This is a genomic window from Nonomuraea sp. NPDC005650, from assembly GCF_040605375.1.
Classification (GTDB): domain Bacteria; phylum Actinomycetota; class Actinomycetes; order Streptosporangiales; family Streptosporangiaceae; genus Nonomuraea.
In genome coordinates, this window is sequence record NZ_JBEXCR010000027.1 from 38,893 (window position 1) to 58,599 (window position 19,707).

Sequence of the window (19,707 nt, forward strand, 5' to 3'; positions counted from 1 at the left end):
CTAGCCGACGGTGAGCTTGTAGTCACGCGTGACGGGGGCGCTCAGCTTGTCGTAGTCCCTGAGCTGGACGGTGAACTCGTACGACCCGGCCTTGGCGGGCTTGCCGGTGATCGCCCCGGTGAACCGGTCCAGGGCGAGCCCCTCCGGCAGCGCGCCGCCGGTGACCTGCCAGTCGTAGAACGGGACGCCGCCCTTGGCCTGGAGCCGCTGCTCGTAGGCGGCCCCGGCCTTCGCCGCCGGGACGGCGGAGGTCTCGATCGAGGGCTTCAGGAACGGGGTCAGGCTCCTGTTCAGCTTCCAGCCCGCGTTCTCCGCGATCAGCAGCGACAGCTTGGTCAGCTCCCACCTGCGGGTCGGGAACACGTGCCGCCAGCCGCCGCTCTGCCCGCTGATCCGGTCCCAGTACGGGTCGTCGCCGGGCACGTGGTAGCTGGTGTCGAGCGGGACCGGGTAGCCCTGGTAGTCGATGACCTCCTGGTCGTCCCTGCCCTTGGCGGCCACGTAGTCGGCCATGCCCTGCCAGTCGCTGTGGAAGGCGACCGCGTGGCCGTACTCGTGCATGACCAGCCCCTGGACGTCGATCACCTGGCCGAGGTCGGTCTTGTACCAGTCCTCGTCCTTGAGCGAGGTGAACAGCTTCATCAGCTGCTCGTCGTACTCGAGGATCATGCTGGTCGAGCGGTGGTAGGGGGTGGGCTTGCCGTTCTGGGTGTGGAACTTGCCGTTGATGGTGGGGTAGCCGGTCGAGTACGGGGTCTGGATGCCGCGGAAGAACACGTACATGCCGTTGTACGGCTTGGCGTTGGAGACCTCGACCTCGTTCTGCCAGTCGTCGCCCGGCAGCCGGTTGACCTCGTCACCCGCCGGGACCGTGTCGAACGGCTGCAGGTCGAAGAACGCGAACCAGTTCCGCACCGCGGCCTCGGCGGCCTTGCGCACCCCGGGGTCCTTGAAGTAGCCGGTGATGTCGTCGTAGCGGTAGTCGAAGTCGATGGGGATCGTCGGCTTGAGCGGGGTCTTCTCGTCCTGCTGCACCCGGATCGGCATGGTCTGGGTGCCGGTGGCGCCGCTCGCGTCCGTGGTCTTCATGATCCACTGGTGCAGCTCGTCCCGGCCGCCGCTCTGCTTGGAGTGGATGGCCAGCCGTACGGTCTCGCGGTCGGCGGGGCCGGTGAGCGTGAAGGACTTGGTCGCCCCGGCGGCCGTCAGCTCGCTCGGCATGTTGAACATCAGCCGGGACGTGCCCTTGGCCTGCAGATCCACCTTCAGCGGATACTGGATGCCGGGGACCTTCGGCGCGCGCACGGTCAGCTCGATGTAGGGGTTGGCGAGGTAGCCCTGCCAGTCCACGAGCTGGACGCCGAAGTCGTTGACCTTGCGGTAGAAGATGTCGAACACGTCCAGCGCGGGAGCGGGCTGGCGTGCGGCGAGGCTGGGGGAGGGGACCGACAGCGCGCCGGCCAGGGCGGCCAGCGCGCTGAAGATGGCGATCTTCCGCATTGAATCCTTTTCTAGGTGTTGGCCTTCACTTCGAGCAGCCCCACCGAGGCCTGACCGCTCTGCAGGACCACGCGCAGGCGGGTGGTGCTGATCGGGTTGAACGTGACCTTGTTGTAGGCGTTGATGGCGATCGGGTACGTGCCGGGGACGTCGGCGTAGGCGCTGCCGGTCCAGTACTGGAGCTTCCAGGAGGCGGGCAGGCGGACGCCGTCGGCGTCGTCGAAGAAGTAGACGTCGGCTGATTTGAGAGTCTGGGCGGCCGGCCAGGTGAGCTCGGCCCACTGGCTGCCGGTGTTGGGCCAGGTGCCCCAGCGGCGGTTGACGGTGTCGTTCGAGCTGGGCGGGTCGATGCCGTCGTTGATCGCCGCCACGCTCTCCCACGGGGAGGTGTAGGAGGCGGATGGGGTGGCGCTGCCGGCCACGTTGGTGGAGGTCCCGCCGCCGCTGCCGACCGTCAGCTGGAACGTCCTGGTCAGCGGCGTGCTGAGCTTGTCATAGTCGCGCAGCTGGACGGTGAAGCTGGACGTCCCCGCCGTGGTGGGGGTGCCACTGACCGTTCCGGTGAAGCGGTCGAGCGTGAGCCCCGCGGGCAGGGAGCCGCCGGTGACCTGCCAGTCGTAGAACGGCACGCCGCCCTTGGCCTGGAGGGTCTGGCTGTAGGCCGTGCCGGGCGTGGCCGACGGCAGGGAGGTCGTGACGATGGACGGCGGCAGGAACGGGGTGAGGTTGCGGTTGAGCTTCCACCCGGCGTTCTCGGCGACCAGCAGGGCCAGCTTGGTCAGCATCCACCGGCGGGTGGGGAACATGTGGGTCCAGCCGCCGTTCTGGCCGCTGAGCCGGTCCCAGTACTTCTGGTCGCCGGGGATGTGGTAGCTGCTGTCCAGGGGAACGGGGTAGCCCTCGTAGGCGACGACGTCCGGGTCGTTGCCGCCTGACTGGACGTAGGAGCGCATCCCGGCCCAGTCGCTGTGGTAGGCGACGGCGTGGCCGTACTCGTGCATGACCAGGCCGTGCACGTCGAGCACCGAGCCCGCGATCTCCGTCTTGTACCAGTCCTCGTCGGCCAGGGAGGTGAACAGCTGTTTGCCGGCCTCGTCGTACTCGAAGATCATCGCGGTCGAGCGGTGCAGCGGGCCCGCGAGCTGCTGGCCGCCCCGGGTGCTGTACTTGCCGTTGGCGGCGGGGTAGCCGGTCGAGTACGGGGTCTGGATGCCGCGGAAGAACACGTACATGCCGTTGTAGGCGGCGTTGTTGGTGACGTTGATCGTGTTCTGCCAGTCGTTGCCCGGCAGGTGGTTGTTCTCCGCCCCGGCCGCCACGGTGTCGAACGGCTGCATGTCGAAGAACCTGAACCAGTCCTTCACCGCCTCCTCGGCGGCGTTCCTGAAGTTCGGCTCGTTGAAGTAGCCGGTGATGTTGTCGTAGCGGTAGTCGAAGGTGGTGGGCAGGCTGGGCTGCAGCGCGGTCTTCTCGTCCTGCTGCACCCGGATCGGCAGTTGCTGCTGGGTGGTGGTGCCGGACGCGTCCCGGATGTTCAGCCTGAGCGTGTAACTTTCATCCTGGCCGGGGCCCCGCTTGGAGTGGATCGCGAGGCGGAACACCTTCTGGTCACTCGCGCTCGCGAACGTCAGCGTCTTGGTGGCGCCGGTCGCGGTGAGCTGGCTGGGCAGGTCCATCATGAGCCTGGAGGTGCCCTCGGCCTTGAGGTCGATGGTGACGGGGTAGCGGGCGTCGGACGGGGGTTTGACGGTGAGCTCGATGTACGGGTTGGCCAGGTAGCCCTGCCAGTCGACGAGCTTGACGCCGTAGTCGTTGATGGTCCTGCCGAACATGTCGACGACCGTCGCGGTCGTCGCGGCGTGCGCTGGTTGCGACACGCCGGTGAATAAGGAGGCGATTAAGACTGCCGCTGCGGTGATTCGCCTTGCGCCCTTAGCGGCTTTCGGGGCGGTGCGGCATCCTCGGTCCATCCGGACTCCTCTAAGGATGGGAATAGGTTTTCCCTGGCGCACAGTAAGGTGTTACACAGCACCGGTCAACCCCACCCACCCGCCCCTGCAACTCTTTGCACCGCCTCGGTCCCCTCCGTCGCCCCGCCTCCGCGCCGCCCCGCCTCCGTGCGCGCATGCCGCGCCTGCGCACCTGCCGCGCCCATGTGCGCCGTACCCCATGGGCCCGCCTCGCCGCCTGGACGCCGCACATCCCGCGATGCGCCAGCGGCGCGGCTTCTTGGGGCGCGGTGGTGTGCGGCGCAACGTGTGCGGTGCCCAGCGCCCGGGCGCACGTCTGCGCGGGTGACCGAGCGCGAGGGCGGCACGGCGAGAGGACGGCGCTGGCGTGCCGGCCGGGCGCGGCGGTGCGCGGTGCGCCGGCGCCGCGGCCAGCGGGTGTCCGTGCGGCGCCATTGCGAGGTGGCTCAGGCGCGGCGGGTGGATTCGCGGAGGACCAGGCTGGCCGGGACGATGGTGACCCCGCCCGTGGTGGGCGTGCCCGCGATCGTGTCCAGCAGGTGCCGGGCCGCCATCCGCCCGATCTCCCCGAGGTTCATGTCCACCGTCGTCAACGGCGGCCGGCACCCCAGCGCCATCGGCTCCCAGTTGTCGAACCCCACCAGCGCCACGTCCTCGGGAACCCGCCGCCCCCGCTCGCGCAGCGTCTCGGCCACCCCCCGGGCGATCTGGTCGCTCCCGCAGAAGATGGCGTCCACGTCGGGCGCCGCGTGCAGCAGCACGTCGGCCCCCTGACGCCCCCACTCCTCGCTCCACTGCCCGTACAGGATCTCGCCCGCGGGCGACAGCCCGGCCGAGGCCAGGGCGGTGGTCAGGCCCTGGGCGCGGCGCCGCGCGGCCTGGAAGCGCTGCGGCCCGGTGACGTGGCCGATGCGGGTGCGCCCCGTCGCCATGAGGTGGCGGGCGGCCAGCGCCCCGCCGCCCTCGTCGTCCGGGATGATCGACACGTCCGAGTCGTCCGTCGACTGCGTCATCGCGTACACGACGGGAACGGGCAGGTCGCGGCCGATGCCGGCGCGCGGCTCGGTGCGCCGGCCCGTGACGATGATGCCCTCGACGCGCCTGGCCAGCAGGCGCTCGACGTAGTGCCGCTCCCTGATCGGGTCGTCGCGCGTGTCGCACATGAACACCGAGATCTGCCCCGCCCCCAGCGCGTCCTCGGCGCCCAGCATCACCGGGATGCTGAAGCGGCCGAAGCTGTCGCCCGTGACCAGGCCCACCGTGTACGTGCGGCCCGCCAGCAGCCCCTGGGCGAGCGGGTTGGGCCGGAAGCCGAGCTGCTCGGCCGCGGCGAGCACCCGGCCGCGGGTCTCGTCGCGCATCCGGCCGCGGCCGTTGAGCGCCTTGGACGCGGTGCCGATCGACACGTCGGCCGCCGCCGCGACGTCCCTGATCGTGACGGTCTTCGCTGTCCCATCCGAAGGACTGGTCAACCGAGTCCCCTTTCCGCAGTCACACCCTCATGCGCACAAGCATCCCCTTGACCTGTGATGTATCACACCTTACCCTCCGTTTGAGAAAACCTATTCCCAAGGTTTTCTCAGGAGGCCCAGGCCGAGGTTTGAGGTTCAGGTTAGGTCGAGGTTTGAGGTTGAGGAGCTCGATGCATCAGAGTCCTGTCGTTCCGTCCAGTCGGGCACTGTGGCGGCCGATCGGCATCCACGACGTCGCCATCACCGGCGGCCCGTTCGCGCGATGGCAGCGGATCAATCACGAGGCCAGCATCCCGCTGGGCCTGGAGCAGATGGAGCGGTCGGGCGTGCTGCCCAATCTCCGCCGCGCCGGAGGCGAGGGCGAAGGGCCCTTCCAGGGCTACCGCTTCCAGGACTCCGACCTCTACAAGCAGCTGGAGGCGATCGCGTGGGAGTACGTGCGCGCCCCCGAGCCGGAGTACGCCGAGTTCGCCGACCAGGCGGCGGCCGTCCTGAAGAAGGCCCAGCGCGACAACGGCTACCTCAACTCGCACTACCAGGTCGTCAAACCGGACAAGATCTACGACGAGCTCGAGTACAGCCACGAGATGTACTGCGCGGGCCACCTGTTCCAGGCGGCGGTGGCGGCCGCCCGCGCCGGGATCGGCGAGGGGGTGGTCGAGGTCGCCAGGCGCTTCGCCGACCACCTGGTCGAGGTGTTCCTGAACGGCGGGAACGACGGCATCGACGGCCACGCCGAGGTCGAGACCGCGCTGGTCGAGCTGTACCGGCTGACGGGCGAGCGCACGTACCTGGAGCTGGCGTCCAAGCTGATCGACAACCGCGGCAAGGGCCTCATCAAGGACAGCGGCATGGGCATGCTGTACGCCCAGGACCACCTGCCGGTACGCGAGGCCGACACCGCCGTCGGGCACGCCGTGCGCCAGCTCTACCTGGAGGCCGGCATCGTCGACCTCTACCTGGAGACCGGCGACGAGTCGCTGCTGGAGTGCTCGCTGCGCCGCTGGGAGGACATGGTCGCCACCAAGACGTACATCACCGGCGGCCACGGCTCCCGCCACGACGGCGAGGCGTTCGGCGAGCGGTACGAGCTGCCGTCCGACCGCGCCTACAGCGAGAGCTGCGCCGCCATCGCGAGCATCCACTGGAACTGGCGGCTGCTCCTGGCCACCGGGCACGGCCGCCACGCCGACCTGATCGAGCGCACGCTCTACAACGCCTTCGCCGCCTCCACGTCGGCGGACGGCGTGCGCTTCTTCTACGTCAACCCGCTGCAGCGCCGCGCCGACCTCGTCGAGGACGCCTACCTCGGGCGGCGCAGGGAGTGGTTCGCGTGCGCCTGCTGCCCGCCGAACATCATGCGCCTGGTGGCCTCGCTCGGCTCCTACGTGGCCACGACCACCGAGGCCGGTCTCCAGCTGCACCAGTACGTCCCCGGGACCGTGAACGGCCGGGTCCGGATCGAGACCGACTACCCGTGGGACGGGCTCGTCCGCATCACGATCGAGGAGGAGGGCGAGTGGGAGCTCGCCCTGCGCATCCCCGCCTGGAGCGAGGACACGTACATCGATGACCGCCCCGCCCAGGCCGACGAAGACGGATATTTCAGGATCCGTCGTCAATGGCGGCAGGGCGACACGGTCGAGCTCCGGCTCGACATGACGCCCAGGATCACCTACCCCCACCGCAGGATCGACGCGGTCAGGGGCAGCGTGGCCCTGGAGCGCGGACCGCTCGTCTACTGCTTCGAGCAGGCCGACCAGCCCGAGGGCGTCGAGGTGGACGACCTCGCCCTGAGCCCGCAGGCCCCCCTGCGCCTGAAGCCCGTGGACGACCTCCCGGGCGTCGGGCGCACCGTACTGATCGAAACCGACGCCGTCGCCGTGGACCAGCCGCGCGGCGGCCTGCCGTACACCACGAAACCCCTGGCGACCAGCACCAGCGTGACCGCGACCGCCGTCCCCTACTTCCAGTGGGACAACCGGGACGGCGGCCCGATGCGGGTCTGGCTCCCCCTCGCGTAAGGAAAGACGCGGATGAGAAGACGCGACCTGTTGAAGCTGGGCGGGCTCGCCGCCCTCGGCACCGCGGCGGCGGCCTGCGGTGGCGGCTCGGGCTCCGGCTCGGGCGGCAAGAACGTGCAGCTCCAGTTCATGTACTGGGGCTCGACGTTCGAGAAGGCGGCCGTCGAGCGGATGCTCAAGCAGTACGAGCAGAAGCACGCGGGGGTGGCGGTCAAGGCGCTCTACACGCCCGACGAGTACGACGTGAAGCTCAACACGCTCGTGGCCAGCAACCGGCTCCCGGACGCCGGGTACGTGCCGCTGGCGATGTCGTACCGGCTGGGCCAGCAGGGCAAGCTGGTCAACCTGTTCCCCTATTTGAAGAAATATCCGCAGCTGGCCGGCTACCTGCCGGACGCGTACCTGTGGAGCGGCCAGGACAACCTGCACGGCGTCGCGACCGCGAACGAGATCGAGCTGCTGTGGTTCAGCAAGTCCGCCGTCGCCGCCGCGGGCGTGACGCCGCCGGCCGACGCCGCCTCCGCGTGGACGTGGGACCAGCTCGTCGAGAACGCCTACAAGCTGACCGTCGACCAGAACGGCAAGCACCCGGACGAGTCCGGCTTCGACCCCAAGCAGATCAAGCAGTTCGGCATCTCCAGCAGCATCACCTACGGCGCCGCCTGGTACGGGTTCCTGCGCAGCAACGGCGTCGACTTCGCCGACGAGACCGGCAAGAAGTGCCTGCTCGACACCCCCGAGGCGATCCAGGTGTTCCAGAACCTGCAGGACCTCGTCTACAAGCACCGCGTCGCGCCCGGTCCGGGCCAGCTCGCCGCGACCGGCGACGACGTGCCCGGCACCAATATCCTGCTCAAGACCAAGCGGGTGGCGATGGTGGTGGACGGCCACTGGAGCCTGCTCGACATGAACGAGAGCAAGGTCGACTACGGCATCGGCGTGCTGCCCAAGTACAAGGAGCCGTTCACCGCCTCCCAGGTGGCGGGGGCCTCGGCGGTGTTCGCGGGGTCCAAGCACGAGCAGGAGGCGGTCGAGCTGTTCGCCTTCCACAACGACCCGCGCTACGTCGACCTGTTCGCCAAGGGCCTGTGGATGCCCCAGGAGAAGAAGTACTACGAGGACCAGGCGTCCATCGACTCCTGGACCAAGAACGAGCTCCACCCGGCCGAGTTCCGCACGGCCGTGGTGGACTACGCCCGCGACCACGGCGTGCCCACGTTCGGCAACCGCGTCAAGAACATGTCCACCATCGCCAGCGACGTGCTCACCCCCGCCCTCCAGGAGATCGAGACCGGCAAGCGCCCGGCCGCCGAGATCCTCAAGGAGGTCACGCCGAAGATCACCGGCATGCTCCAGGGCTGGCAGCACACCCAGGAGATCTGATGCGCCGCCTCGAAGCACGATGGGGCATCCTGATGGCGCTGCCCGCCATCCTCGGGTTCGTCATCTTCACCATCGGGCCGATGGTGGCCTCGGCGTTCTTCAGCCTGACCGACTGGACCATCGGCGCCAGCCCGAACTTCATCGGCCTGGACAACTACGCCACCATGGTCCAGGACGAGCTGTTCTGGAAGTCGCTGTCCACCACCACGTACTACACGCTCGGCGCGGTGCCGCTGGTGCTGATCGTCAGCTTCGCCGTGGCCATGCTGCTCAACGAGAAGGTACGCGGCCTGGCCGTCTGGCGGACGATCTTCTACCTGCCCACGCTCGTGCCCGCCATCGCCAACGTCGTCCTGTGGATCTGGATCTTCAACCCGGACTTCGGCCTGCTCAACTCCCTGCTCCGGCAGGGCGGCCTGCCGGGCTCCCAGTGGATCTACGCCGAGTCGACCGCGGTGCCCTCGATGATCATCATGAGCACGTGGGGCTTCGGCAACACCATGGTGATCTTCCTGGCGGGCCTGCAGGGCGTGCCGAGACACCTGTACGAGGCCGTGTCGATCGACGGCGGCGGCGCGTGGCGGCGCTTCTGGCACGTGACGCTGCCGATGATGACGCCGACCATCTTCTACAACCTGGTGGTCGGCGTGGTCGGCACCTTCCAGGTGTTCAACCAGGCGTACGTGATGACCGAGGGCGGCCCCAACCACGCCACGCTCTTCTACGTCTACTACCTGTTCCGCAAGGCGTTCACCGAGAGCGAGATGGGCTACGCCAGCGCCCTCGCCTGGACGCTGTTCATGATCATTATGGTGATCACGTTCCTCATGTTCAGAAACGCCCGCCGCTGGGTCTACTACGAGATGGCAGGCGCACGATGACCGCCCTGGCGACACCTGACAAGGCCACCGTGCGCGGCGTGGCCCCGACCGAGGGCCTGCGCAAACCGCGCAGATACGGCCGGATCCTGCTGTACGTGGCGCTGGTGGCCGGGTCGATCCCGACCCTGCTGCCGTTCGTCTGGCTGGTGCGCAGCGCGCTCATGCAGGACGCGCAGATGTTCGTCTCGCCGCCCCAGTGGATCCCCACGCCCTTCCAATGGTCGAACTTCTCCGAGTCCCTCACCACCCAGCCGTTCGGCCGCTACCTCCTCAACACGCTGGTGATCGCCGTCATCAGCGTGCTGGGCACCGTGCTGACCTGCGCGGTGGCGGCCTTCAGCTTCTCCAGGCTGCGCTGGCGCGGGCGCAACGTGGTGTTCGCGCTGCTGCTGAGCGGCGTGATGCTGCCGTACGCGGTGACGCTCATCCCGACGTTCGTCATGTGGCAGCAGCTGGACGCGATCGACACCATCGCGCCGCTCACGGTCCCGAGCTGGTTCGCGGGGGCGGGCGGGGGAGTGTTCAACATCTTCCTGCTACGGCAGTTCTTCCTGACGATCCCGTTCGAGCTGGACGAGGCCGCCTACATCGACGGGGCCTCACCGTGGCGGGTGTTCTGGACGATCGTCATGCCGCTGTCCAAACCCGCGATCATCGTGGTGACCATCTTCACGTTCATCGGCACCTGGAACGACTTCCTCGGGCCGCTGCTGTACCTGCAGAACGAGGAGAACTACACGCTGTCGCTGGGCCTGGCGTCGTTCCAGAGCATGTACATCACCCAGTGGGGCTACCTCATGGCGGCCTCGGCGGCCATCATCGCGCCGATCATCGCGCTCTTCTTCTTCATGCAGCGCTACTTCATCGAGGGAGTCACGCTGACAGGCATCAAGAGCTAGGCACGGAGCCCGGCCCCCGCGGACCTTCAATGACGCCGCGCCACGTCGCACGCCCTCTCCAGCATGACGAGGGCGCGGGGGGAGCCGGGCAGGCGCTCGGTCAGCGCCTCCAGGACGGGCAGCAGCACGCGCGCCGGGACGCCGCCGCGCGCCGTGAGGACTTCCGCCATCCAGCTCACGAAGGAGGAGAACAGTCCGGGGTCGTCGACGTACAGGGCCGCCCGGAGGTGGTCGACGACGGACGCGACGTCCTCGGCAGGGTGTCCGAGCCGGTGCTCCACGCGACCCGGCGCCATCTCTGCCACGATGCCTCTCACCAGGTCCGCGGCGGACCCGGTGAGGGCGGCGTACTCGGGGCCGGCCAGGTGCGGCGCCCGGCCGGGCGCGGGCCGGCGCGACGGCGGCCCGCCGGCCAGGAGGTCGGCGGCGGCACCCGCGTCGGGGGCCCAGGCGTCGGCTCCGAGCAGGCGGGCATAGCGCCCGTCCGGGCCGAAGGCGGCGCCACCGGCCAGCACCGGCGTGCCCACCGCCTGGCACGACGTGATCGCCGCGTGCGCGGCGGGCAGCCGGGGCGCGAGCGAGCCGGACAGCGCCGCCGCGTCCGGGTTCGTCCGGTGCAGGTGGGCGACCAGGTGTGGCGTGGGCACCTGCGCCCCCAGGTAGTCGACGTGCCAGCCGCGCAGGCGCAGCACCTCGGCCAGCAGGCGCGCCGGGAACGCGTGCCACTCACCCTGGACGCAGGCCACCGTGATGCGGCCCCTGCCCGGCTCCGGATTCCCCCGCACGGAGGGCAGATGGGCCAGGGCGGCGAGCACGCGCTCGTTGACGGCCGTGACGGTGTGCTCCTGGGCGATCGAGATGCGGTTGGCCGCCCACTCCAGGCCGACGCGCGACTGCACCGCGGCGACGACGTCCAGCAGCAGGGTCTCCATCGGTATCCCGGCGTCGAGCGCGCCCAGCGCCACGTCGGCGGCGGCGTACTCGTCCCCGGCCGTCGCCGCCGCCCACAACGTCTCGACGCGTTCCCCGACATCGTGTCTCATGGCAGCCGAGGTTCGGCCACGGGGTGAGACGTCTCGCGGGGCGCGGTGATGGCGACGACCGCCATGTCGTCGTGCTCGCCACCGCCGACCCACTGGCAGGCCAGCATCTGGACGCGATCGGCCAGGGCTTCGGGAGGCATGCCGGCGCACTGCCGGAGCTGCTCGCACAGCCGCTCCTCGCCGAAGAACTCGTCGCCGAGCGGCCCGCCCCTGGCCTCGACGATGCCGTCGCTGTAGAGCAGGCACGTCTCGCCGGGCTCCAGCAGCACCGACTCGGTGGCGCTGGTGATGTGGTCCACCAGGCCGATCAGCGTGCCCGCGGCGCGGACCGGCTCCACGCGGCCGTCGTTCCGCACGATCAGTGGCGGCGGGTGCCCGGCGCTGGTCAGCCGCAACCCGACCTGGTCCGCGCGGCGCTCGATCGAGGCCAGGACGAGCGTGACGAAGCGCGTCGGGTCGCTGTGCGTGAGCAGCACGCAGTTCAGCAGTTCGAGCATCCGATGGTGGTCGTCGGCCAGCGGCACCAGGGCGCGCAGGATGTTGCGGATCTTGCCGGTGAGCACGGCGGCATCGAGGCCCTTGCCGGACACGTCGCCGAGCACCACCAGCGACTCCCGGCCGGAGCCGCCCACGGGATGCACGTCGTAGAAGTCGCCGCCGATGCGTTCGCTGTCGCCCGCGGGCCGGTAGCGGGCCGCCAGCTCCACGCCCTCCAGCGGCGGGGCCGCGGGCGGCAGCAGCTCGGCCATCAGGGTCTCGGCGATGGCCGCCTGCTCGGCGTACAGCCGCGCGGCCGAGATCGCCGCGCCGGCCCACGCGGTGAACAGCGGCGCGAACACCTTCTCGGCGTTCGAGAAACCCGCCCGAGGGGTACGGCGCAGCAGCACCAGCGCGCCCGCGGGCAGGCCATGGCCGGGCAGCGCGGTCACCGCCACCGAGCCCACCTCGCCACCTTGGTCGCGCAGCACCCAGGCGGGCGCCTCGGCCGGATCGCTCCACCGGGTGGGCGCCGGTGGGAAGCCCTGCAGCGCCTCCGCGAGCCCGGGGACCGTACGGGGATCGATGGACGCGCGCTCGCGGGACACCTCACCCCGCGGGTCGCAGTGGACGATCGTGTACTGACGAGGGGCCAGCGGCATGACGACCACCGCGGCGTCGGCGAGCCGCCGGGCGGCCAGGCGCGCGGTCGCCTCCAGGCAACGCTCCAGGTTCAGCGACGACAGCAGCTCGACGGACGCCTCCACCATGAACGCCGTCCACTCCCGCTCGGCCCGCAGTTCCGTGACGGCCCGCTGATGATCGTCGACGTCGACGAGCCACCACATGACCCGCTCACGGTCGGCGTGCACGGGATGTGCCTCGAACACCGGCCCGCCGACCGGCCCGCGGGCCCTCTGATCGGCATGGAGCCCGGCGCAGACCTCGCGGTGGGCCCGTGACAGCCAGGCCGGGGCGACCCGCGCCAGCGGTACGCCGGCGGCCGCGCCGACGAGCAGCAGCCGGGCCGCCCCGTTCGCCTGCTCGATGATGCCGGCGATGTCGACCGCCAGCATCGGGTACGGCGCGTCTTCCCACACCATCCCGATCGTGCCTCGCCCCAGACCCCTCTCCAGATTCGCCACTCTACGGGCTGTGGGCCGTGGCCTTCGTCACGTCATGTGGTTCTTTGCAGTATCTTTCACCCCCGCTGGCCACCCCTGGCACGCGAGGCGCACGGCTACGTTGAGTAATCGACTGCTCGCCCACCGGAGGGACGCCGAAGGTCCCCGTCGCCGCTACTGCTCAAGCTCGGCTGACTCGCCACGGGGGCCGCGCCGCCCCCGTAGCGTGTCACAGCGTGATTGGCACCCGCGTGCCCGTGCGGGCCGACTCCAGGGCCGCGGTGACCATGGCCAGGCTGCGGATGTTGTCGTGGCACTCGCCCTGCGGCGCCCGCCCCGTACGCAGCCCCGTCACGAACTCCTCCAGCCCCTCGGCCAGCCCCTGGAAGCGCCGGCGACCGGGGAACGCGTCGGCCTCCGGCGGATGCGGCCGCACCACGTGCCCCTCGGCCGCCTCCGCCGTGGGGTCGCCCTTGCCGTCCCAGCGAGCCGTGCCGTGGGGGCCGGAGGCCCGCCAGCTGCCCGTCCACGACGTCGCGTGGCCCGGCGCCGACCAGCTCCCGGCGAACGTGTACCGCAGCCCGCCGGTCATCTCGAAGATCGCGGTGGCCGAGCACGCCCCCGGATACCACGTCCACGAGGGCCGGAACGACTCGCAGTAGACGGACACGGGATCCGCCCCCGACACGGCCCGCGCCGCGTCGAACAGGTGGATCGCCATGTCCTGTAACAGCGGGTGCTCCAGCGTCCCCAGGAAGGCCGGCCCGCGGTACGGCATGAAGAACTCCGAGGTCAGCACCCCCAGCGGCCCCAGGTCGGCGGCCGTGCGCCGGAAGGCCACCAGGGTCTGCATGAAGCGGCGGTTCTGGTTGACCGCGAACAGCCGCCCCGCCTCGTCGGCCGCCCGGACCATGGAGCGGGCCTCGTCCAGGGTGACCGCCATGGGCTTCTCGCTCAGCACCGACACCCCGCGCCGCAGCGCCGTGACCGTCACGTCGTGGTGGGCCTGGGGGACGGTGCAGTTGACGATGAAATCGGGCTCCTCGCCGTCGAGCACGGCGGTCAGCGAGGCGCTGACGGGCAGGTCGTCGAGGCCGAGCGCGGCGGCGGACTCGCGGGCCCGCTCCTCTGCCACGTCCACCCAGCCCACCAGCTCGGTGCCGGGGTGGGCGAGCAGCTCGGGCGCCCACTGGCCGCCGATGTAGCCCGCGCCGACCACGACGCCGCGCAGCGGCCTGTCCTCCTTCACGATGTCGAAGGTCACGCGGCCTCCTACCACTGGATGGGGGTGTGGACGTTCTGGAGCGGCTCGCGCACGCCGTCCGGCGGGGCGGCCCACAGGACGGCGTTGGCCAGCACCCGCCGCACGTCGGGGTGGTAGTAGACGGGATATTCCTGGTCGCCGGGGCTGAAGTAGAAGATCTTGCCCAGGCCCCTGCGGAAGCAGCAGCCGCTGCGGAACACCTCGCCGCCGCTGAAGTTGCTGATGAACACCAGCTCGTTGGGCTCCGGGATGCCGAACGGCTCGCCGTAGGTCTCCTGCCGCTCGATGACCAGCGGCTGGGGCACACCCTGGGCGATCGGGTGGCCGGGCGCGGCCGTCCAGACCAGCTCTCGCTCGCCGGCGTCACGCCAGTTGATCGTGCAGGTGGTGCCCATCAGCGCGCGGAAGATCTTGGAGTAGTGGGCCGAGTGCAGCACCAGCAGGCCCATGCCGCCCAGCACGCGCCGCCGCACGCGCTCGACGACCTTGTCGTCGACCTCCTCGTGCGCCATGTGGCCCCACCAGGTCAGCACGTCGGTGCTCGCCAGAACCTCGTCGGTCAGGCCGTGCTCGGGCTCGGCGAGCACGGCGGTGCGGGTGCGCACCCGGTCGCCCAGCAGCTCGGTCAGCCCCTCCGCGATGGCGCCGTGCATGCCGTCGGGATAGATGCGGCGCACCGCCTCCTCGCGCGGCTCGTGGTAGTTCTCGCTCCAGACAGTGACGTTGACCGCCATGCGTTTCCTTCCTGGCCGTACGGGCGCAAGATCAGCGTACGTCGCCGCCCGCCGTCTCCGACAGCACCCGCACGTCCCACGGCCCCAGTGGCAACTCGGCGCCGGCCTCGTGGGCGGAGCCGTCGAGCACATCCCGCACCGGGACCGGTACCCGCACCGACGCGGGCTCCCACGCCCAGTTGTGCAGGAAACGGATCCGCCGCCCGTCGCGCGCGGTGGCGCCGGTCGAGGTGACGCCGGGCGGCAGGTCCGACCAGGGGCCGGGCGCCGGCACGAGCCGGCGGAACAGGGCCTCGGCCAGCGCCGCGTTGGGGACGGTGCCGACATAGGTGATCCGGCCCTGCCCATGCGCGCGGGTGGTGATCGCCGCGAACCGCCCGAAGTGCGGGTGTTCGTAACCGGCCAGCACCTCCGCGCCGTCCGCCTGCAGGCCGTCCGCCCACCGGGTGCCCGCCGCGCCCTCCGGGAATCCCGTCCCCCTGACCGGCACGTCCTCGTTCAGGTTGCTGAACTCGTCGTACCAGGCGCCCGCGGCCTCGGCGAGCCGGCCCGGCTGGACGTCCCTGCGGGCCCGGGCCTCGGCGTCGGCGTAGCCGGTGCGCGGGCCGAGCACGAGATGGCCGCCCGCCGCCGCGTACGCCGTCAGCCGGTCCAGCGTGGCGTCGTCGGCCACGTACAGCCCGGCGGCCACCAGCACCGGGTGCCGCGCGGCCAGCGCGGCCGGGTCCTCCGCGACCGCCTGGGCGGCGTGCACCACCCGCACCTGGCAGCCGGCGTCGAACGCGCCACGGTAGAACGGCTCGAAGATGCCCTGGTAGGAGCGCTCGTCCGGCCCGCCGTCCGGCCGCCCGAGCGCGGGCTGGGCGCTCAGCGCCCACTTGCTCGGCGTGGAGTAGAGCAGCGCGACGTCCGCGTCCGGGATCAGCCCCTCGACCAGCTCGCCCGCCGTCTCCAGCTCGGCCCCGATCCTGGCGATCTCCCGGTACGCGCGCCCCGGCCGCCCGCTGTGCGGCAGCACCCCGCCCCAGTACGTCTCCGTGCCGAACACCAGCGTCCGCCACTGCCAGTACTCGATCATGGAGGCGCCCCGGGAGACGAGCGCCCACGCGGCCTGCCGCCACTGGCCGTCGTAAGCGGGCAGGTTCACCCAGGACGGCCCGATGGCCTGCGCGTTCGTCTCGGTCACCAGGAACGGCTCCTGGCGCGAGGAGAACATCCGGTCCGCGCTGAGGTACAGCGCCCAGGTGCTCCTGGTCATCCAGCTCTGCGGCCCGTCCTGCGGCGCGGGATGCGCGAGGCCGTCCTGCATCGTGTAGTACGGGTTGCCCGCGGTGACGTCGAGCCGGCGGGTCAGCTCGTCGTCGGCCACCCCCGGCCGGTCGTAGGCGATGCACGTGGTCACGAACTGCTCCGGACGGGCGTACTCGCGCACGATGTCCGCCTGCCAGGCGATGAACTCGGTCACCTGGTCGGCCTGGAAACGCCGCCACGCCTGCGTGTACTGCGGCTGGGCGTTGCCGTCCGGCCGCCACAGGTCGGCCCAGTCCGACAGCCGGTGCGACCAGTAGACCAGGCCCCACTCCCGGTTGAGCGTCTCCACGTCGCCGTACCGGCCGCGCAGCCAGTCGACGAACCGCTGGAACACGCCGTGGTTGTGCAGCAGGTGCAGCCCCGGCTCGTTGTCGACCTGGAAGCCGATGACCGACGGGTGGCCGGCGTACCGCTCGACGACCTTGCGGGTGATCCGCTCGGCGTGGAAGCGGAACGCCGGATGCGTGAAGTCCATCTCCTGGCGGGCGCCCCAGCCGATGCGCTGCCCGCTGACCCGCTCACCGGCGATCTCCGGGTAGAGCCTGGCCAGCCACGGCGGCAGCGCGTACGTCGGCGTGCCCAGGATGACCCCGATGCCGCGCTCATGCGCGCCGTCCAGCGCCGGCTGCAGCCAGTCGAGGTCGAAGCGGCCGTTCTCGGGCTCCCAGGTGGACCAGACCGACTCGCCGACCCGGATCACCGAGAAGCGCGCCTCCGCCATCAGGTCCAGGTCGGTCTTCAGCAGGTCGGCGGGGTGGTATTCGGGGTAGTAGGCGGCGCCGAAGAGTACTCGCGGCACTGGTGTTCCCTTCCTTGTCACGGCTGCGTGGCAGGTGCGGTCGATCCGCGCACCACGAGGTGCGCGGGCAGGTCGCCGGGGGCGGGCCCGCCGGAGGAGCGCTCGATCTCGGCGGCGAGCAGCGCGAGGCCGTGGCGGGCGAGGGCCTCGAAGTCCTGGCGGACGGTGGTCAGCGGCGGCGACAGGTACGCCGCGGCCGGGATGTCGTCCATGCCGACCACGCTCACCTCCCCGGGCACCGCGCGACCGGCCTCGGCCAGCGCGCGCAGCACGCCGATCGCCATGTCGTCGTTGGCCGCGAACACCGCCGTGACCTCCGGGTCCGCCGCCAGCACCCGGCCCGCCGCGTACCCGGACGCCGGGGACCAGTCGCCCTCCAGCACCGGCGGCTCGGGGGCCCCGGCGGCGGCCAGCGCCTCCCGCCAGCCGCGCGCCCGGTCGCGCGCCGCCCACCACCGGTGCGGCCCCGCGACGTGCCGGACGGTGGCGTGGCCCAGCCGGAGCAGGTGCTCGGTCGCCTGCCTGCCCGCGTCCACGCCGGACGGGCCGGTGACCACCACGCGCGGCCCGTCGAGCCCGGGGATCGGCCGGAAGCTCAGCACGGGCACGTCCGGGTCGATGCGCAGTTCCTGGCCCACATCCATCGGATCGGAGACCACGACGGCGTCCACGCCCTGGGCCAGCAGGGAATCGACCGCGTTCGAGACGCCGTCGCCCTCGCCCGTGAAAGACACGGTGAACGCGTACCCGATCTCCCTGGCCCGCCGCTCCAACGCGACGAGCAGGGACGACGGGCCGTAGAGCGAGCTGCCGATGGAGGCCACCCCGATGCGGTGGAAGCGGCCCAGGTGCAGCGCCCGGGCGGCGGCGTTGCGGCGGTAGCCGAGCTCGCGCGCCGCCGCCAGCACCCGCTCGCGGACCTCTTCGCTGACGTACGGCTCGCCGTTGAGCACCCGTGAGACCGTCTTCTGCGACACGCCGGCCAGGGCGGCGACGTCGGTGCTGCTCGGGGGCCTGCGCTTGGCGTCGGACATCGGCGGGCTCCTTATGACTACGTAGTCAGACTCGTCGGCGGGGGCCCCGATGTCAAGAGCGGGCGCTATCCTTTCGGATGATGTGAACATCTGAATGGCGGGAGCGTGTTTCGATGGCCAGGCTGACCCGGGCGCAGCAGCAGGAACGCACCCGAGCGGCCGTGCTGGCGGCGGCGAGAGCGGAGTTCGCCGAGCGCGGATACGCCGACGCCAAGGTCGACCGGATCGCGGAGCGGGCCGAGCTGACCCGCGGCGCGGTCTACTCGAACTTCCCCGGCAAGCGCGCCCTCTACCTGGCGGTCCTGGTCGACTCGATCGGGCCCGCGGAGCCGGCCGAGGGCCCGCCGCCGTCGGGCGTGGCCGAGGCGTTGGGCACGTTCGCGCGCGGGTGGCTCGAACGGCTGCCCTTGACCGGCGACACCCCCGCCGGGGGCAAGCTGCAGCTGCGCTCGCTGGCCGGCGTGTTCGACGACGAACCCGGCCGCGGCGCGCTGGCGCGGATCGCCGGTCTGGAGGCGCGGCTGCTCGCGTTCGCGCTGGAGCCGTGCGCCCCGCGCCAGGCGCGGCGGGTGCGCCTGGCCGAGCTGGTCCTCACCCTGCTGGGCGGGGCCGCCCACCTGGCCGACACGGCGCCGGGCTTCGGCGACCCCTTCGACGTGGCACACGCCTGCCGCCACCTGGCCACCCTCGACCTCGCCGACACGTGGGCCCCGCCGCACCTGCCCTACGTCACCCCCGCGCGGGCCGTCCAGGAGACCTGGAAGCCGCCCGCCGAGCTGCCCGACGAGCTCACCGGCCGCCCCGCCGGGCTGGACGCCGACGGCGTGATCGCCGTCCTGGGGACCGGCCGGTTGGAGGCCGCCGAGGAGGCCGTGCGCGCCGCCCGCCCGGGGGATCGGATCACCATCGCCGTGGTGACGGGCGATCCCGCCGAAACGGGGCGTCTCGTCCGGCTCAGGCTCGGCGACCTCGCCGGGGGCCTGCGGCGGGTGTTCGGCGCGGACCCCCTGCCCGGCCTGCGCCTGGTCATCGACGAGCACGCCGCCGTCGCCGCGGCCGCCGGAGTCCCGCACGCGGACGACGCCACCGAGGCCGCGGTACGCGTACAGGCAGGCAGGATCATCGCCCGCGCCGGCGGCCGGGGCGCCGCCCACGCCGCGGCGATCGCGGGCGACTCGACCACGACGAGATCCTGAACGGACCGGGGGCGCCCGCCGGCAGGCCGGGCGCCCCCAGGACACGGGCCGTCAGCGGACGTAGATGTTCGGCCTGGGCGGGGTCGGCATGCCGTCGCCGATGAAGAAGCTCGTGTGCGGCGGCTGGTTGTAGGCGGTGTTCTGCCTCCTAGGGTTTTGCGACCTGCCGACACATCGGCTGCATTGCTGCTGAGCTGTGGAAATGCGGTTGGTTGCGGTTGGCTGCGTTAGGCCGTATTAGGGTCTGAAACGGCCCACAGGCGGCCCATGGACGGCCCATGCGCGCGTGGAGAGAGCGTGTGACCGTTCGATCTCAACGGGCCAGGTTGATCATGATCCGACGGCCCCGAACCGGATGCGGCTCGGGGCCAGCAGCGACAGACTCGCGCTGTGGAGGAGTGGGCGAAGCTCATCGAAGCCATTGGCGGCCTCATCGGCGCGATCGCGTGGCCCATCGCAATCGTGCTCGCGGTATGGCTGATCATGCGCAGACATCGTGATGCGTTCGGCCGTTTGATCGATCGCGTTACCTCTATCCCCACGCCCTTTGGGCAGTTCGACTTCGCGTAGACAGATCAAACAAAAAAACAAGAGGC

At 71.1% G+C, this 19,707-nt stretch carries 16 protein-coding genes; 6 read left to right on the plus strand and 10 right to left on the minus strand.

Features of this window, described 5'->3' with window-relative positions; genetic code table 11:
- The 3 genes from ABZS69_RS39280 to ABZS69_RS39290 form a co-directional block, all read right to left on the minus strand.
- Complete coding sequence (locus ABZS69_RS39280) at positions 1-1,500, minus strand: Ig domain-containing protein (RefSeq protein WP_355381173.1); 1,500 nt, start codon at positions 1,498-1,500, stop codon at positions 1-3.
- A gap of 11 nt (positions 1,501-1,511) precedes the next feature.
- Positions 1,512-3,377 carry an Ig domain-containing protein gene (locus ABZS69_RS39285; protein ID WP_355381175.1) on the minus strand — a complete coding sequence of 622 codons (1,866 nt, stop codon included), beginning with the start codon at positions 3,375-3,377 and terminating at the stop codon, positions 1,512-1,514.
- A 539-nt stretch (positions 3,378-3,916) separates the two neighbouring features.
- Positions 3,917-4,942, minus strand: a complete 1,026-nt coding sequence (locus ABZS69_RS39290) for a LacI family DNA-binding transcriptional regulator (RefSeq protein ID WP_355381177.1) — start codon at positions 4,940-4,942, stop codon at positions 3,917-3,919.
- A 170-nt stretch (positions 4,943-5,112) separates the two neighbouring features.
- On the opposite strand from ABZS69_RS39290, the gene ABZS69_RS39295 reads away from it, so the two are divergent.
- The 4 genes from ABZS69_RS39295 to ABZS69_RS39310 are packed head-to-tail and all read left to right on the plus strand — an operon-like array spanning position 5,113 to position 10,129.
- A complete protein-coding gene (locus ABZS69_RS39295) occupies positions 5,113-6,966 on the plus strand; it encodes a beta-L-arabinofuranosidase domain-containing protein (RefSeq protein ID WP_355381179.1) in 1,854 nt (617 codons plus the stop codon).
- A gap of 12 nt (positions 6,967-6,978) precedes the next feature.
- Positions 6,979-8,349, plus strand: coding sequence for an extracellular solute-binding protein (locus ABZS69_RS39300; RefSeq protein ID WP_355381181.1), 1,371 nt, complete (start codon positions 6,979-6,981; stop codon positions 8,347-8,349).
- Positions 8,349-9,230, plus strand: a complete 882-nt coding sequence (locus tag ABZS69_RS39305) for a sugar ABC transporter permease (protein WP_355381183.1) — start codon at positions 8,349-8,351, stop codon at positions 9,228-9,230. Before ABZS69_RS39300 ends, ABZS69_RS39305 begins: the two co-directional genes overlap by 1 nt.
- Positions 9,227-10,129 (plus strand): carbohydrate ABC transporter permease, encoded by a 903-nt coding sequence (locus ABZS69_RS39310; protein ID WP_355381185.1) that lies wholly within the window; start codon positions 9,227-9,229, stop codon positions 10,127-10,129. Before ABZS69_RS39305 ends, ABZS69_RS39310 begins: the two co-directional genes overlap by 4 nt.
- Positions 10,130-10,155: 26 nt before the next feature.
- Here ABZS69_RS39310 and ABZS69_RS39315 read toward each other — a convergent pair whose 3' ends face one another.
- The 6 genes from ABZS69_RS39315 to ABZS69_RS39340 form a co-directional block, all read right to left on the minus strand.
- Positions 10,156-11,172, minus strand: a complete 1,017-nt coding sequence (locus ABZS69_RS39315; RefSeq protein ID WP_355381187.1) for a cobalamin-dependent protein — start codon at positions 11,170-11,172, stop codon at positions 10,156-10,158.
- On the minus strand, positions 11,169-12,794 hold the full coding sequence (locus ABZS69_RS39320; RefSeq protein ID WP_355381189.1) for a PP2C family protein-serine/threonine phosphatase: 1,626 nt from the start codon (positions 12,792-12,794) through the stop codon (positions 11,169-11,171). Before ABZS69_RS39320 ends, ABZS69_RS39315 begins: the two co-directional genes overlap by 4 nt.
- A gap of 208 nt (positions 12,795-13,002) precedes the next feature.
- The gene (locus ABZS69_RS39325) at positions 13,003-14,037 is read right to left on the minus strand and encodes a Gfo/Idh/MocA family oxidoreductase (protein ID WP_355381191.1); all 1,035 of its coding nucleotides are present in this window, start codon (positions 14,035-14,037) and stop codon (positions 13,003-13,005) included.
- Between the two features lie 8 nt (positions 14,038-14,045).
- The gene (locus ABZS69_RS39330) at positions 14,046-14,771 is read right to left on the minus strand and encodes a ThuA domain-containing protein (RefSeq protein WP_355381193.1); all 726 of its coding nucleotides are present in this window, start codon (positions 14,769-14,771) and stop codon (positions 14,046-14,048) included.
- 31 nt (positions 14,772-14,802) lie between these two features.
- Positions 14,803-16,881 (minus strand): beta-galactosidase, encoded by a 2,079-nt coding sequence (locus tag ABZS69_RS39335; protein WP_355381195.1) that lies wholly within the window; start codon positions 16,879-16,881, stop codon positions 14,803-14,805.
- A gap of 17 nt (positions 16,882-16,898) precedes the next feature.
- Positions 16,899-17,915 (minus strand): LacI family DNA-binding transcriptional regulator, encoded by a 1,017-nt coding sequence (locus ABZS69_RS39340; protein ID WP_355381197.1) that lies wholly within the window; start codon positions 17,913-17,915, stop codon positions 16,899-16,901.
- Between the two features lie 113 nt (positions 17,916-18,028).
- Between ABZS69_RS39340 and ABZS69_RS39345 the strand changes: the two genes are divergently transcribed.
- Entirely contained in the window at positions 18,029-19,111 is a 1,083-nt protein-coding gene (locus ABZS69_RS39345; protein WP_355381199.1) for a TetR/AcrR family transcriptional regulator, read from the plus strand.
- Between the two features lie 51 nt (positions 19,112-19,162).
- Here the strand turns inward: ABZS69_RS39345 and ABZS69_RS39350 are convergent, their stop codons facing one another.
- On the minus strand, positions 19,163-19,315 hold the full coding sequence (locus tag ABZS69_RS39350) for a hypothetical protein (RefSeq protein WP_355381520.1): 153 nt from the start codon (positions 19,313-19,315) through the stop codon (positions 19,163-19,165).
- 186 nt (positions 19,316-19,501) lie between these two features.
- Here ABZS69_RS39350 and ABZS69_RS39355 point away from each other — a divergent pair, with 186 nt between their 5' ends.
- Entirely contained in the window at positions 19,502-19,681 is a 180-nt protein-coding gene (locus tag ABZS69_RS39355) for a hypothetical protein (RefSeq protein ID WP_355381201.1), read from the plus strand.
- Positions 19,682-19,707 lie beyond the last annotated feature (26 nt).

Bases quoted from the DNA above. Each gene is read 5' to 3' on its own strand.
- ABZS69_RS39280 (WP_355381173.1), bottom strand. From the start codon at position 1,500: ATGCGGAAGATCGCCATCTTCAGCGCGCTGGCCGCCCTGGCCGGCGCG.
- ABZS69_RS39295 (WP_355381179.1), top strand. From the start codon at position 5,113: ATGCATCAGAGTCCTGTCGTTCCGTCCAGTCGGGCACTGTGGCGGCCG.
- ABZS69_RS39300 (WP_355381181.1), top strand. From the start codon at position 6,979: ATGAGAAGACGCGACCTGTTGAAGCTGGGCGGGCTCGCCGCCCTCGGC.
- ABZS69_RS39305 (WP_355381183.1), top strand. From the start codon at position 8,349: ATGCGCCGCCTCGAAGCACGATGGGGCATCCTGATGGCGCTGCCCGCC.
- ABZS69_RS39310 (WP_355381185.1), top strand. From the start codon at position 9,227: ATGACCGCCCTGGCGACACCTGACAAGGCCACCGTGCGCGGCGTGGCC.
- ABZS69_RS39315 (WP_355381187.1), bottom strand. From the start codon at position 11,172: ATGAGACACGATGTCGGGGAACGCGTCGAGACGTTGTGGGCGGCGGCG.
- ABZS69_RS39330 (WP_355381193.1), bottom strand. From the start codon at position 14,771: ATGGCGGTCAACGTCACTGTCTGGAGCGAGAACTACCACGAGCCGCGC.
- ABZS69_RS39340 (WP_355381197.1), bottom strand. From the start codon at position 17,915: ATGTCCGACGCCAAGCGCAGGCCCCCGAGCAGCACCGACGTCGCCGCC.
- ABZS69_RS39345 (WP_355381199.1), top strand. From the start codon at position 18,029: ATGGCCAGGCTGACCCGGGCGCAGCAGCAGGAACGCACCCGAGCGGCC.